Here is a 14,428-nt window from a genome sequence, read left to right on the forward strand (position 1 = left end):
CCCGGCAGCGGTGCTGCCGGGCCCGTCGTGCCGGGCGGTGGCGCCCGGGTGCTCAGGTGTTCAGGTGTTCAGGTGCGCTGCCCGGGGGACCGGGGTCAGCCGGTGGTCAGGGCGGTGTCGTCGACCACGAAGCTGGTCTGCAGCGAGGAGTCCTCGGTGCCGGTGAACTTCAGGGTCACCGACTGCCCCGCGAAGGAGGACAGGTCGTAGGACTTCTGCACGTAGCCGGTGTTCTTGTTGAGGTTGGAGAAGCTGGCCAGCGTGGTGGAGTTCGCCTGGACGGAGAGCTTGTCGTAGGCGCTGGTGGTGGTGGTCTCCGCGGTGTCGATGTGGAGCCAGAAGGTAAGCGTGGCCTTGCAGCCGGCCGGCACGGACACCGTCTGGGAGAGGGTGTCGGTGTGGGTGCTGCCGTAGCCGTTCATCCAGGCCTTCCAGGAGCCCGAGTGCGCGGCCTCGCCGGTGCTGTTGTCGACCACGCCGGAGCTGGCCGTCCACGGGGCGGCGCTGCCGGTCTCGAAGCCCGCGTTGCCGAGGAGCTGCTGCGCGGTGCAGCCGCCGCCACCGCCGGTGCTGACGGTCCAGGTGAAGGAGGTGGAGCCGGAGGCGTTGGCGCTGTCCTTGGCGGTGACCGTGACGTTGGAGGTGCCCGCCGTGGTCGGGGTGCCGCTGATCACGCCGGTGGAGGAGTTGATGGACAGGCCCGCGGGCAGGCCGGTCGCGCTCCAGGTGTAGCTGCCGGTGCCGCCGGTGGCCTTGACGGTCAGGCTGACCGGGGTGCCGGTGGCGGTGGACTGGTTGCCCGGGTTGGTGACGGTGACGCCGCCGCTCGGCACGGAGCCGACGCCGACGGCGGCCCAGGCGGTGGCGACCGCGTTGTACTCGGCGCTGCCGGAGCCGTAGAGGTCGGCGGCGGCGCTGAGGGTGCCGGTGCGGGCGCCCGCGTAGTTGGTGCTGGAGGTGAAGTACGTCGTCAGCGCCCGGTACCAGACGGCGAGGGCCTTGGCGCGGGTGATGCCGGTGACGGTGATGCCGTTGACCGTGGGGCTGTTGTAGCTGACGCCGTTGATCACCTTGGCGCCGCTGCCCTCGGAGAGCAGGTAGAAGAAGTGGTTGGCCGGGCCCGACGAGTAGTGCACGTCGATGCTGCCGATGCCGGAGTAGTAGCTGTCCTTGGACGAGCCGTCCTTGGAGGGCTGGTCCATGTAGCGCAGCGGCGTGCCGTTGCCGTTGATGTCGATCTCTTCGCCGATGAGGTAGTCCGGCGGGTCGGCGGGCAGGTTGGCGTACCACTCGACGCCGGTGCCGAGGATGTCGGAGGTGGCCTCGTTGAGGCCGCCGGACTCCCCGGAGTAGGTGAGGTTGGCCGTGGCGGAGGTGACGCCGTGGCTCATCTCGTGGCCGGCCACGTCGAGGGCGGTCAGCGGGTGGGTGTTCCCGGAGCCGTCGCCGTAGGTCATGCAGAAGCAGGTGTCGTCCCAGAAGGCGTTGACGTAGCTGCTGCCGTAGTGGACCCGGTTGTAGGCGCCCACGCCGTTGTTCTTGATGCCGGTGCGGCCGAAGGTGTTCTTGTAGAAGTCCCAGGTGGCGGCGGTGCCGTACTGGGCGTCGACGGCGGCGGACTGCCGGTTGGAGGCGCTGCCGTTGCCCCAGACGTCGTCGGCGTCGGTGAAGAGGGTGCCGCTGCCGGAGGTGCCGCCGTTGAGGTCGGTGGTGTACTGGCCGCCGCGGGAGCCGTCCTTGAGCTGGTACGTCGACCCGGACAGGGTGGTGGTCAGGTTGACCTGGCCCACGTACACGCCGGTGCCGGTGCCGGTCTTGATGTCCTCGAACTTCCCGAGCACCGTGCCGGACTTCGCGTCGGTGACGACGTGCAGGCGGCTGGGCGTGCCGTCCTTCTCCACGCTCTCGACCACGGTGTCCCAGGCGAGCTTCGGCGTGCCCTTGGCGGCCCAGACGACCAGGCGGGGGGCGACGCCGGAGGCCTTGGCGCCGCGGGCGGCGGCGAGGGACGCCTTGCCGGCCTGCGCCCTGGCGATGCCGGGCGTGGTGCTCCTGACGGCCAGCGCGGCGGTGCTGGCGCGGTCCACGGCCTTCGGGGTGCCGTCCGCGCGCTCGTGGACGACGAGGTCGCCGCCGAGCACGGGCAGGCCGGCGAAGGTCCGGTCGTAGCGCACGTGGCGGGTGCCGTCGCTGTCGACCATGACGTCCTTGGCGACCAGCTTCTCCCGGGCGCCGAGGCCGAGGGCGGCGGCGACGCGGCCGCTGTCCTGACCGGCCTTGGTGAGGAGCTCGGCGCGCTGGGCCTTGCCCAGCGGGAGGGCGCGGGTCTTCGCGGCGCCGCCGGCGGCGGAGGCCGTCGCCGCGTGGGCGGTCAGCGGCACGCCGGCGGCGAGCAGCGCGGTCGCCGCGGCCAGTGCGGCCGTGGCGACGCGTGCGGGGACGGGGCGGGACATACGGACTCCTTCCGGTCGGCCGCTGGGTGACGGCCGATCAGGAACCTGGCCGCTGGGTGACGGCCGTGAGGGGCCCGGTACGCCGATGGGCGGACCGGGGCGGTGCGGCGGAACGCGGAGCCTGGTGCGGCGGCGCGCGTGGGACGGCGCGCCGGTCCGGCCGGTCCGGGGGGCGTACACGGGCCCTCGGGGCGGCCGACCGACCGTACGGACGGGTACTCCTACGGCCGGAGGCGATCGTGGCAGGAAACCGGATGTGAATGACAGGTACAGAACAGAGTTTGTCCGGGAATCGACGCACCCTCTTGCCGCGGCGGTCACCGGTGGGCGAGGATCACATGCACCGTTGGCCCGCGCGGCCGCGGCGGGGACCCGGCCGGGGCCGCAAAAACGTTTGCGTACGCAGCGGGCGCCCGCCACCGTGGGTACGGACCCCGGGCGGCCGACGCCGCCGGAGCGGGGCCCCGGCCGCCGGCGCCCCCGGCGCCGGGAACACGACACGAAGGCGGATCCCCCCATGACGCAATCCGGCCACTCCGCACGCCTGGTCTCGGCCCTGGCCGACCCCGGACGGCTGCGGGTCCTCTCCCGGATCGTGCTCGCCGGCGACGCCGGGACGACCCTGGACGAGCTCTCCGCGGCCGAGCCCCGGGCGTCGCACGCGGTGGACCGGCTGGCCGCCGCAGGGATGGTCGGACGCTCCCCCGAGGGTCTCCTGACGGCCCGTCCGGACGTCTTCGCCGAGGCGCTGCGACGACGCGAGGAGCCCTCGGACGACCGCGGTCCCGCCCTGCGCGCCCTCTTCGCCCCCGACGGGCGGCTCACCTCCGTGCCGGTCCGCCGCGAGCTGCGGCGGGCCCTGCTGGAGCACCTGGTGGACCGGATGTTCGACACCGGCGCCGTCTACTCCGAGGGCGAGGTCAACATCGCCATCCGGCAGTACTGGGACGACTGCGCCGCCCTGCGCCGCTACCTGGTGGAGGGCGGCCTGCTGGTCCGCTCCGCCGACGGGCGGGAGTACCGGGTCGCCGCCTGACCTCCTGGCAACCGGGCGGCCGGGCGGCATGACGCCCTGTCGACCTGTCGTCCTGTCGATCTGCGGATGTAGGGACGTGCGGAGGTACGGGCCTGCCGGCAGGGCGCCTCTCCCGGGTCCGCCTCTCCCGGCCGTGCCCCGCCCCTCGGTACCATGCCGGGGACGGGAGAGGCGGAGGGCGGCCGGGCGGAGGAGGGCGCACGCGTGGCGGACAGGGCCCGGCCGGCGAAGCGCGGCCGCAGCGGCGGCGCGCCCGGCCCCTGGGACGGCGACCCCCTGCTGTCCGACCTGATGCCCTGGTCCGTGCCCGCCCTGCGCACCGGCCGCGACTGGGTGCGCTCCCCCGACCCGGAGACCCTGCGGGCACGCTGGCGCCGCCTGATCGGCGCCGCCGGGGAGGAGCGGGCCGCCCTGTTCCGGCCCAGCCGCTCCCGCACGCTGCGCAGCGCCGTCGCCCAGCTGCCCGGCCGCGCCGCCTCCACCGTGCGGCTGGCCCGCGAGGCCGGGCCCTGCCCGGAGCCGGAGCCGGTCCGGCACGGCGCCTTCGACCGGCAGTGGCTGCTGCCGGACCACCGGCTGCTCGACGCCGCCCGGCCCGAGCTGTGGCGGGTCGCCGACGGCGGACAGCTCTTCGCCGTGGTGCAGGAGCGGCCGGGACCGGCGCTGGTGTTCGGCGCCGAGCTGCCCGACGGGCACCGCTCCCCCGGCCGCGGGCCGGTGCGCCCCCTGTACCGCAGGCCCGGCGCCGCCGAACCCAACCTCGCCCCCGGCCTCACCGACCTGCTCGCGGCGCGGTTCGGCTGCGCGGTGGCCGCCGGGGACGTGGCCGCCTGGACGGCGGCCGTCGCCTGCCACCCCGCCGCGCCGGAGGCCCCGGGGCGGGCGGGCGCGGGCGCCGTGGTCGTCCCGCTGCCCGACGACCCCGGGCTGTGGCGCCGGGGGACGGCCCTCGGGCGGGAGGTGGTGTGGCTGAGCACGTTCGGGGAGCGGTGCACCGACCCGGCCGACGGGCGGCCCGCCGGGCGGCCGCGCATGCCGGGCGGGCGGCGGCCGTTCGTCCGCAGGCCGGTCCCGGACACCCCGGCCGGCTTCCCGGCGGCGCTCGCGTACGACGCCGAGGAGGAGGCGCTGCTGCTCGGCGACGGCCGGATCGCGCCGGTGCCCGCCTCGGCGTGGGAGTACCGCGTCGGCGGGGAGCGGGTGCTGGAGACCTGGTTCGCCGGGCGGGCGGCCCCCCGGCCCGGCGCGGACGCACCCGCGCACGGCTCCCTGGAGGCCGTCCGCCCGGCGTCCTGGCCCCGGACGTGGACCACCGAGCTGACCGACCTGGCGACCGTGCTGGCCCTGCTCGCCGGCCTGCACGGCGCCCAGGCCGAGCTGGTCCGCGACCTGGCCGCCGCGCCCCGGCTCGGCGCCGCCGCCCTGCGCGCCGCCGGGGTGCTGCCCGCCCCGGACTGGGCGGCGCGGCCCGCCTCGGTGCTGGCGCACCTGGAGGAGGGCCCGGAGGGGCAGTTCGCCCTGCTCTGACGGCATGTCGCGGGTGGGCCCGGGCGGGCCGGACAGGACAGGACGGGACAGAACAGGACAGGACAGTCGATCAAACCGGACGGGCCGGACGGGACGGGCCGGGCCCGACGGGCCGGACGTCGGGACCGTCGCCGCCGTCCGGGCACGGCGTCCGGCGGCTGCCGCAACCGCGGAGCGCCCGCCTCCGCGTGCCGGGCCGTCCGCCCGGAGCCGCAGGGCTCCTCACGGCCGCTTCCGGCCCCGGCCCATGGCCGGCGGCCGGCGGCCGGCGGCCGACGGCCGGCGGCCGGCGGCGGGCGGCGGGAGCGGCTCAGCCGCCCGGCTGCGGGTGGCCGCCGCGGGTGAGGGCGGCGACCAGTTCGGCCACCTCCGGCCGGTGGTCGTCGGCGCGCCAGGCGATGGCCAGTTCGGCCGCGGGCAGCCCCCGGACCGGCCGGTAGACGAGGTCGGAGCGCCGGTACAGGCCGACGTTGCCCTCCGCGATCAGCACCACGCCCTGACCGGAGACCACCGCCTCGAAGACCTCGTCGGGCGAGGCGGCCTCGGCGCCGACCCGCGGTTCCCGGCCGCCGCGGGCCTCCGTCGCCAGCCAGAAGTCCCGCAGCGGGCCCGCGCTGCGCGGCAGGGCGACGAACGGCTCGTCGTCGAGCTCGGCGAAGTCGACCTCGGACCGGTCCGCCAGGCGGTGCCCCGCGGGAAGCGCGACCCACCGCCGCTCCCGCGCCAGGGTGCGGGTCGCGAGGCCCGCACCGGGCAGCGGCAGCCAGACGAAGGCCAGGTCGGAGGTGCCGTCGGCCAGTCCCGCGCTGGGGTCCTCCCAGGGCACCAGCCGCAGGGTGATCCGCCAGCCGCGGTCGCGGAAGCCGCTGAGCACGTCGCGCTGCACGTCCCGGCCCACCGCGGTCTGCATGCCCACGGTGAGCGCGACGGCGGGCCCGGCCGCCCGTGCCGCCCCGAGCGCGTCCTGCCAGGCCGCCAGCAGCTCCCTGGCGCGGGGGAGCAGTGCCTCCCCCTGGGCGGTGAGCACCGGCCCGCCCGGGCGCCGGTCGAACAGCGGGAAGCCCAGCTGCCGCTCCAGCACCCGGATCTGCTTCGACAGCGCGGGCTGGGAGACGTAGAGCCGCTCCGCCGCCCGGGTGAAGTGCAGCTCCTCGGCCACCGCCACGAAGTACCTGAGGTCACGGAGATGGACGTCCATATCCGACGGTTATAGCAAGAGGTCTTGGACGCCGCGGCCGACGGGGGCGGAGGGTGGAGGCACGGCCGGGACCCCGGCCCGCACCCCTGACCCACGGGAGAGCACCATGGCCACGCTGCCCGTCCGCCGCCTGGCGGACCTCGGGACCTCCGCGATCGGATTCGGCGCGATGGTCCTGTCGCCCGGCATGTACGGGGAGGTCGACGACCGGCGCGCGGTCGCCGCCCTGCACGCCGCCCTCGACGAGGGCGTCACCCTGGTCGACACCGCCGACGGCTACGGCGCCGACGGCCACAACGAGCGGATCGTCGGCCGGGCGCTGCGCGGCCGGCGCGAGGAGGCGGTGGTCGCCACCAAGTTCGGCTTCCGCATCCCCGAGGGCGCGCAGGCGCACCGGTTCCCGGTCTCCTACGCCTTCGGGGAGCTGGCCGTCAACGCCGAGCCGAGGTACGTGCGCGGCTACGCCGAGCAGTCGCTGCGCAACCTGGAGACGGACGTCATCGACCTGTACTACCCGCACTTCCCCGACCCGCAGGTCCCGATCGAGGACACCGTCGGCGCCGTCGCCGACCTGGTCTCCGACGGGCTGGTGCGACACCTCGGCCTGTCCAACGTCACCGCCGACCAGCTGCGCAGGGCGCACGCCGTCCACCCGGTCGCGGCCGTCCAGGTGCAGTGGTCGATGTGGCAGCCGGTCGACCCCGGGCTGCACGCGGCCGCCCGCGAGCTCGGCGTCGGCCTGGTCGCCTGGGGCCCGCTCGGCGGAGGCTTCCTCACCGGCACCGTGCAGGAGGTCGCCGAGGACGACTTCCGCCGCAACCTCCCCCGCTTCGACCCGGCCAACCTCCGGACGAACCACGACCGCTACGCACCGCTGCGCGGCATCGCCGCCGACCTCGGGCTCACCCCGGCGCAGCTGGCCCTGGCCTGGCTGCTCCACCAGGACGAGCACGTCGTCCCCATCCCGGGCAGCCGCACCCCCGGCCACATCGCCGAGAACCTCGCCGCCGCGCGGGTGGAGCTGCACCCCGACACCCTGGCCCGGATCGACGGGGCGCTGGGCCGGTTCGCCCCCGAGGGCGCCGGCGCGGTGCTCGGCGGCTGAGCGGACCGCGCCCCGCCGGCCGCGGCCGCACGGGGTCGGGGACACCCAGCACGGGCGCCCCGGCCCCCTGTGCGTACGCGTGGATGAAATCCGCCAACCGTCGCGCGACAATGGACACATGACGGTGACACGGGCGGTGGCTGCCGCGTCCAAGCTGCGTGACACCGCCGGGCGCCTCTTCAGCCTCCTCTTCGTCTTCGCGATCTACGCCTGCACCTCCCGGGACCGCGCCACGAGCCCGGAGGAGGTGCGCAGGCTGGCGGGCAGCACACAGGCCCGGCAGGCCCGGCAGGCGGCCGAGGACCGCCTGCGGGCCGTCGTGCGTGCCTACGACGAGCACACGCCCCTCACCCTCGGCCTGGTCGCGGTGAACGACCTGTGCGCAGGGGGGCAGGCGAGGGAGCTGTTCTTCCCGACCGGCGACGACCAGTACAGGATCCGCTGCAGCATGGTGGTCACCGCCTACTACGGCGCCGATCCGCGCCGGATCGCCGACGTCCTGGACGGTGTCTTCACCGCCGGCGACCACGACGCCTCCGAAACAGGGGCTTCCGGGCAGACCATCCCGTTCGAGCACGACCATGTCCGCAGGCGCCTCGTCGACCACTACCGCGGCCTCGGCCCGAACCCGGTGGGGCCGGACGCGTCGGAGACAACCCAGGTGTCGGCTTCAGGGCAGACCCTGTCCTGGGACACCGTGCGCAGCAGCCGGAGAAGACTGGTTGAGGAGCCGAGGCCGTGCACGATGCACGACCCGCCTGTCGTGCGGTGCCTGCGCGAGCCGGCCGGGCAGACGGTGGCGGGGATCCGCGGGAAGCATGGAATGGTGTTCGAACTCGAGCTGTCGACGGTCTACTACTACAGGGTTTCCAAAAAGGGCGACGTGCAGGCCTGGGGGTAGGAGATCGCCTCGAACGGCTTGACCACCGAGGGGCGTCCCGTGACCGACCCCATGGCCTCCGGCCGCTGTGACGGACGTCGGAAACCGGGTGCAGCAGGGCATGACCGCCCGGCATCATGGCTCCCGTGATCGAGTGTCGAAAGGCCGATGCCGCGTAGACGGCCACGCGCACTGCGCGCCGAGCAGCCGGTCCCCCGTGTCTGGGGGCCGACCCCGCCGTTCCGGATTCATGGACTCTCCACCGGGGCGAGCCTGGCCGTGCACCGGGTCGAGCACCTGAGCGGCGGCTTCCCCGTCCACCCGGGCGCCACCGACGAAGCACTGCGGCGGTACCGCGCGTTCCTCCAACCGCCGGGCAGGCGTCCGCTGTACCCGCGGGAGTCGTCCTGCTCGTGCACCTGGTGCTCCTTCGACGACGTCAGGCACGCACGCGACGTGCTGGAGGAGGTCCTGGAGAGGCTGCCGGAACGAGCCCGTGCCGAGCTCGGCCGGCTCGTGAGGCCTCTGGATGCGGCGTTCTTGCGCCGGACCCGTTCGCGCACCGGCGCCAGTGGCGCACACAGCTCTGGTGGCACCGCCGCCTGGCCGACAGGTCGGAGTGGGGGTGACGGAAACCGTGGTCGACCCGCGCCGAGGCGGGATGACCACAGCCGCGGGTGTGGTGATCACGGCGTCGGACCTGCACCGGGACCGCACGAGGCGCAGCACGCGGTGCCGGGCCCCGCGGCGGGAAGCGGGGCGCGGGGATGCGGCGGGAGGGCTGTAGGGTCGGCCGCAGGCAGACCTGCGGTGCTGGAGGGCGCGTGGCGGAGACGGTCGGGACCCCAGCGGACATACGGGCGGGCACACGGGCGGGCGGGGAGGCGCGGACGGACGGCCCCGTACGGCCCGGGGACCCCGTGCGGCCGGAGGAGTTCGTGCGGGCGGAGGAGTTCGTGCGGGCGCACACCCGGGTCACCGCCGTGCGGTACGTGCCGGAGGTGCGGCTGCACCAGGCGGCCGAGGCGATCGGGCTGTGGGAGCTGACGGAGTCGGCGCAGGCCGGGGTGCGGATGCCGCCGCCGTTCTGGGCGTTCGCCTGGGCGGGCGGGCAGGCGCTGGCCCGGCACCTCCTGGACCGGCCGGAGGCCGTCGCCGGACGGTCCGTGCTGGACCTGGCGTCCGGTTCGGGCCTGGTGGCGGTGGCGGCGGCGCTGGCGGGGGCGGGCCCGGTGGCCGCCAGCGACGTGGACCGGTTCGCGGCGGCCGCCGTCGGGCTCAACGCGGCGCTGAACGGGGTCCGGGTGGAGGCCCGGCTCGGCGACCTGCTGGACGGCGACGGGGAGGGCGCCGAGGTGGTGCTCGCCGGGGACGTCTTCTACGAGCGGCCGATGGCGGAGCGGGTGCTGCCGTTCCTGGAGCGGGCGCACCGGCGGGGCGCCCTGGTCCTGGTGGGCGACCCGGGACGGGCCTACCTGCCCCGGGAGCGGTTCGAGGCGGTCTCGGTGCACGAGGTGCCGGTGGAGGCCGACCTGGAGGACCGGGAGGTCAAGACGACCACCGTCTGGCGCCTGACCGGCCGCTGACGCTCCGTCAGCGATCCGAGCAGCACCCCGGCCGACACCAGGCCGGTGCCCGCGAGCTGCGCGGGCCCGAGGACGCCGGCGCCGGCGAGGGGGGCGGACAGGGCCGCGGCGACCGGGACGAGTCCGGAGAACAGGCCCGCCCGCTCCGCCCCGAGCCGCTGCACGGCGGTGTACCAGCAGCAGAAGGCCAGGACGGTCACCGGCAGCGTGTACCAGGCGAGGGCGGCCGCCTCCGCCGCCGTGGGCACCCTCAGCGCCGCCCCTCCGTCGAGGACCGCCGCCGACAGCCCCGCCTCCCCGGCGGCCGCGGCGCACGCCGCGGCGGACGTCAGGACCGGGCCGAGCACGCCCAGCAGCGGGACCGCCACCAGGGCGAACGCCACCTCCCCGGCGAGGGCGAGGAGCGAGAGCAGCAGGCCCGCCGTGTCGGTGCGGCCGAGCCCCTGGACCACCGCCGCTCCCCCGGCGACCAGCGCCCCGGCCGCGGCGAGCCGGGCGGAGGGGCGGCGTCCGGCGAGCAGCGGGCCGAGCACCGCGAGGACGAGCGGCGCGCAGCCCACCACCACCCCGGGGACGGCGGGTTCGGCGTGGCGCTCGGCGGCGAGGACGGCGGCGTTGAAGCCGACCATGCCGGTGGCGGCGAGCACGGCGAGCCGGGCCCACTCGCGGGCGGTGAGCCCGCGCAGGGTCCGCAGGGGGCGGCCGCCCCGGCGGGCGGCGAGGGCGCCGAGCAGCAGGGCCGCCGCGCCGTAGCGCAGGGCCTGGCCGCCGAGGACGGGGTAGTGGGAGAGCACGCTGCCGGCGGTGAAGGAGCTGCCGACGGCGAGGGTGGCGACGGCGGCGAGCAGGGCGCCGTTGCGGGCGGCGTTCGGGGAATCCATGATCCGATGCTGGCGGGGCGGGCGGTCCGCGACGAGGTCCGGTCCGGGCTCCGTTTCGTGGACCGGTTCCCGTGGGCCGGTTCCCGCGGGCCGGTTCCCGTGGACCGGTTCTGGCGGACGGGTGGGGCCGGTGGGTGCCGGCGGGCGGCGGAGGGGCGATGGGGGACGCGGGTACGGGTACGGGTGCGGGCGGGTGGCCGGGCGCGGCGTGGGAGCTGCTGCTGCCCGCGGCGGGTGCGCCCGTCCGGCGGCGCGGCCAGGTGCTGCAGGCCGCCTTCCGGGAGGCGGTCCGGTCGGGGCGGCTGGCGGCGGGCACGCTCCTGCCGTCCAGCCGGGAGCTGGCCCGGGACCTGGGCGTGTCGCGCGGACTGGTCACGGAGGCGTACGGGCAGCTGCTCGCGGAGGGGTACCTGACGAGCCGTCCGGGGGCGGGCACCTGGGTGGCGGAGCTGCCCGCACGGCGGGAGCGGACCGCCGCCCCGGGCCGGGAGGCCGCGCCGCGGGCGGCCGCGGTGGACTTCCGGCCCGGCCTGGCGGACCTGTCGGCGTTCCCGCGCGCGGCCTGGAAGGGGGCGGTGCGCGACGCGCTGGACCGGTTGCCGCACACGGCGCTGGACTACCCCGACCCCCAGGGGCTGCCGGAGCTGCGGGAGGCGCTGGCCGAGCTGCTGGCCCGGCGCCGCGGTGTCGCGGTCGCGCCGGAGGGCCTGGTGGTCTGCTCCGGCGTGGCGCAGGCGCTCACGCTGCTGGGCCGCGTGCTGCACGCGCGGGGGCACCGGAGCGTGGCGCTGGAGGACCCCGGCAGTCCCGGCGAGGTCTCCCTGTTCGGGGCGGCCGGGCTGCGGTGCGTGCCGCTGCCGGTCGGTGACGGCGGCCCGGACCTGGAGGCGCTGGCGCGGTCCGGGGCGAGGGCCGCCGTGGTGACGCCCGCCCACCAGTTCCCGCTGGGCGCGGCGCTGGGGCCGGCGCAGCGGGCGGCGCTGCTGGGGTGGGCCCGGGGGTGCGGCGGGCTGGTGGTGGAGGACGACTACGACGGCGACTTCCGGTACGACCGGGCCCCGGTGGGGGCGCTGCAGGGCCTGGACCCCGGACTGGTGGCGTACACCGGCTCGGTGAGCAAGTCGCTGGCGCCGGGCCTGCGGCTGGGGTGGCTGGTGCCGCCGCCGGGGCTGCTCGCGGAGGTGGTGGAGGCGAAGCGGGTGGCCGACCTGGGCAACGCGGTGCCGGAGCAGGCGGCGTTCGCCGGGTTCGTGCGCTCGGGGCGGTACGACCGGCAGCTGCGGCTGTGCCAGCGGCGCTACCGGCAGCGGCGGGACGCCCTGACCGGTGCGCTGGGACGCCACCTGCCGGACGTGCGGGTCTCGGGGGTGGCGGCGGGGCTGCACCTGGTCGCCGCCTTCCCCGAGCGGTACGGCACGCAGCGGGAGGTCACCGGCGCGGCCGCCCGGGCGGGCGTGCGGCTGCGGCCGCTGGACGACTGGCGGCTGCCGGTTCCGCAGCCCTCCCCCGGCGGCGGCACCGGACCGGCCCGGTTCGTCCTGGGGTACCCGCACCTGGCGCCCGCGGAGATCGAAGGGGCGGTGGCGGCGGTGGCGGAGGCCCTGCGGGGACGGTCCGGGAGGTGACGGCGGATGCGGGGGCGGCCGGGACGGCCCGGGTGCCGGGGAGGTCCCGGTCCGCTCACCTTTCGGTACCGAAGCGGCGGTGAGCTGCGGCGACGGTCGCCAGGCCGCGGGGGCGCCGGTACGATCCGCTCACGCCGCCGGTACCGGGACGCCGGGGCGGTGCTGTCGGGCTCGGCGGAAGGGCGGTGCGGTGGATCGGCTCACGGGAGGCGACTCCTCGCTGCTGCGCCGGATCAACTCCGCGGTGACGCTGCGCGCGCTGCGCGACGGCCAGGCCCTCACCCTCACCCGTCTGGCGGGTGACACGGGGCTGTCCCGGCCGACGGTCGAGGGGGTCATCGAGGACCTGTCCGGGGCCGGGCTGGTCGCCGAGGTCGAGCAGGCGCCGGACGGCGCGCGGCAGCGGGGGCGGCCGGCGCGCCGGTTCCGGTTCCGGGCCGAGGCGGGCCGCGTGCTGGGCGCGGAGATCGGCGCCCACACGGTGCGGGCCGTCCTCGCGGACCTCACCGGCCGCATCACGGGCGGCTGCGCGCGTCCGGTGGACGAGGCGCTGGGGGCCGACGCACGGCTGTCCGCCCTCCGGGAGGTCGTGGACGAGCTGCTGCGCCGGGCCGGGGTGACCCGGGAGGCGCTGTGGGCGGTCGGCGTCGGCACGCCGGGCATCCTCGACACGGAGGGGACGGTGCGGCTGGGCACGGCGATGCCGGGCTGGACCGGGCTGGAACTGGGCGCCCGGCTGCGGGGCTGGTTCCGCTGCCCGGTCCTGGTGGAGAACGACGCGAACCTCGGGGCGATCGCCGAGCACTGGCGGGGCTCGGCGGCGGGCATGGACGACGTGGTCTTCGTCCTGGCGGGGCTCAGCCCCGGCGCCGGGTCGCTGATCGGCGGACGGCTGCACCGCGGCTTCGGCGGGGCGGCGGGCGAGATCGGCGCCCTGCACCTGCTGGGCCGGGAGGCGTCGCCGGAACGGCTGCTGTCCCTCACGGACACGCCCCTGGACCCGCTGGACGAGGCCGCGGTCGCCCGGGTGCTCCGGCTGGCCCGGGAGGGCGACGCGGTGGCGCGGGGCGCCCGGGACCGCTTCCTGCGGCGGCTGGTCCACGACGTGGCGGCGCTGGTGCTGGCGATCGACCCGCAGGTCGTCGTGGTGGGCGGCTGGGCGGCGGGCCTGGACGGGGTGCTGGAGCCGCTGCGGGAGCAGCTGGGCCGGTTCTGCCTCAGGCCGCCGGAGGTCGCCCTGTCGGCGCTGGGCGAGGAGGTCATCGCCACGGGCGCGCTGCGGGTGGCCCTGGACCGGGTGGAGGCCCAGCTCTTCGCGCTGGAGCCCGCCGCCGCGGGGGGCGACCGGAGCTGAGCGGGGCACGGGCGGGCGCCCTGTCCCCCTGTCCGCCACGGGGGACGGCAGGTCCGCCGTCCCCCGTGGCGCAGCCGTGCCGGTCGAAGCCGTCGACGCGTGGCGGCGACCGGCGCGGCCGCACCGGCTCCCGGAGTTCCTAGACGACGCAGAACTCGTTGTCCTCCGGGTCCCGCAGCAGGACGGCACAGTGGCCGCTGTCCGGCTCATCCGTGGTCCGCACCACCGTGGCACCGGCTCTGACCAGCCGTTCCACCTCGGCGGCCACGCGCTGCCTGCGCACGGCCACCGGGACGTCGCGTCCGCCGCCGACCTTCAGGTCGAAGTGGATCCGGTTCTTGGCGGTCTTGGGTTCCGGGACCTGCTGGAACCACACGCGCGGCCTCTGCCCGGTCGGATCGACGATCGATTCCGGCGTGTCCCCGGCACCGGCCGGCAGTTCCTCGTCGGGCACCCCCGAGGCCACCCAGTAGTCCCGCCACGTGGCATGGCCTCCCGGTGGGGCTTCGGGCACGTATCCGAGGGCCTCGCTCCAGAACGCCACCAGTCTCCGCGGGTCGGCGCAGTCGACGGTCAGTTGCAGCGTCATCTCCATGCCCGGAGCCTGCCAGACGGGGCTGACAGATGCCTTTCCCCGCGCCTGCCCGGCCGCCCCCTCGACCAGAAGGATCCACGTGTGCAACAGGCACCGGCGGCCCGCCCCTCATCGCCGGTCCGGTGATCGCCACGCCGCCCCGCGTCGAGGGCGCGGAGGGCGGGGCCGGCCTGCACGGTCGCTGCGGA

At 76.6% G+C, this 14,428-nt stretch carries 11 protein-coding genes; 7 read left to right on the plus strand and 4 right to left on the minus strand.

The annotated features are described in order from the left end of the window. Nucleotides 1-95: 95 nt before the first annotated feature. The gene (locus LO771_RS00685) at nt 96-2,453 is read right to left on the minus strand and encodes a M4 family metallopeptidase (RefSeq protein WP_230647226.1); all 2,358 of its coding nucleotides are present in this window, start codon (nt 2,451-2,453) and stop codon (nt 96-98) included. Between the two features lie 517 nt (nt 2,454-2,970). Between LO771_RS00685 and LO771_RS00690 the strand changes: the two genes are divergently transcribed. Next, entirely contained in the window at nt 2,971-3,489 is a 519-nt protein-coding gene (locus LO771_RS00690; RefSeq protein ID WP_230647228.1) for a DUF2087 domain-containing protein, read from the plus strand. Nucleotides 3,490-3,693: 204 nt separating this feature from the next. Further along, a complete protein-coding gene (locus LO771_RS00695) occupies nt 3,694-5,016 on the plus strand; it encodes a type ISP restriction/modification enzyme (protein ID WP_374228019.1) in 1,323 nt (440 codons plus the stop codon). 310 nt (nt 5,017-5,326) lie between these two features. Here LO771_RS00695 and LO771_RS00700 read toward each other — a convergent pair whose 3' ends face one another. After that, complete coding sequence (locus tag LO771_RS00700; RefSeq protein ID WP_230647230.1) at nt 5,327-6,214, minus strand: LysR family transcriptional regulator; 888 nt, start codon at nt 6,212-6,214, stop codon at nt 5,327-5,329. A gap of 106 nt (nt 6,215-6,320) precedes the next feature. On the opposite strand from LO771_RS00700, the gene LO771_RS00705 reads away from it, so the two are divergent. The 3 genes from LO771_RS00705 to LO771_RS00715 all read left to right on the plus strand — a co-directional run bounded on the left by LO771_RS00705 (nt 6,321) and on the right by LO771_RS00715 (nt 9,785). After that, complete coding sequence (locus tag LO771_RS00705; protein ID WP_230647232.1) at nt 6,321-7,319, plus strand: aldo/keto reductase; 999 nt, start codon at nt 6,321-6,323, stop codon at nt 7,317-7,319. Nucleotides 7,320-7,437: 118 nt separating this feature from the next. After that, entirely contained in the window at nt 7,438-8,220 is a 783-nt protein-coding gene (locus tag LO771_RS00710; protein WP_230647234.1) for a hypothetical protein, read from the plus strand. 899 nt (nt 8,221-9,119) lie between these two features. Beyond that, on the plus strand, nt 9,120-9,785 hold the full coding sequence (locus LO771_RS00715; RefSeq protein WP_230647236.1) for a methyltransferase: 666 nt from the start codon (nt 9,120-9,122) through the stop codon (nt 9,783-9,785). Here LO771_RS00715 and LO771_RS00720 read toward each other — a convergent pair. Beyond that, the gene (locus tag LO771_RS00720; RefSeq protein ID WP_230647238.1) at nt 9,671-10,666 is read right to left on the minus strand and encodes a DMT family transporter; all 996 of its coding nucleotides are present in this window, start codon (nt 10,664-10,666) and stop codon (nt 9,671-9,673) included. The two genes, LO771_RS00715 and LO771_RS00720, sit on opposite strands and share 115 nt — an antisense overlap. A 158-nt stretch (nt 10,667-10,824) precedes the next feature. Between LO771_RS00720 and LO771_RS00725 the strand changes: the two genes are divergently transcribed. Together LO771_RS00725 and LO771_RS00730 are read left to right on the plus strand one after the other, a co-directional pair. Beyond that, nucleotides 10,825-12,291, plus strand: coding sequence for a PLP-dependent aminotransferase family protein (locus LO771_RS00725; protein WP_230647240.1), 1,467 nt, complete (start codon nt 10,825-10,827; stop codon nt 12,289-12,291). Nucleotides 12,292-12,481: 190 nt separating this feature from the next. Next, on the plus strand, nt 12,482-13,645 hold the full coding sequence (locus LO771_RS00730; RefSeq protein WP_230647242.1) for an ROK family protein: 1,164 nt from the start codon (nt 12,482-12,484) through the stop codon (nt 13,643-13,645). A gap of 139 nt (nt 13,646-13,784) precedes the next feature. On the opposite strand, the gene LO771_RS00735 is transcribed toward LO771_RS00730, so the two are convergent. Further along, complete coding sequence (locus LO771_RS00735; RefSeq protein ID WP_230647244.1) at nt 13,785-14,240, minus strand: VOC family protein; 456 nt, start codon at nt 14,238-14,240, stop codon at nt 13,785-13,787. Nucleotides 14,241-14,428 lie beyond the last annotated feature (188 nt).

The organism is Streptacidiphilus sp. ASG 303 (assembly GCF_020991365.1).
Taxonomy (GTDB): domain Bacteria; phylum Actinomycetota; class Actinomycetes; order Streptomycetales; family Streptomycetaceae; genus Peterkaempfera.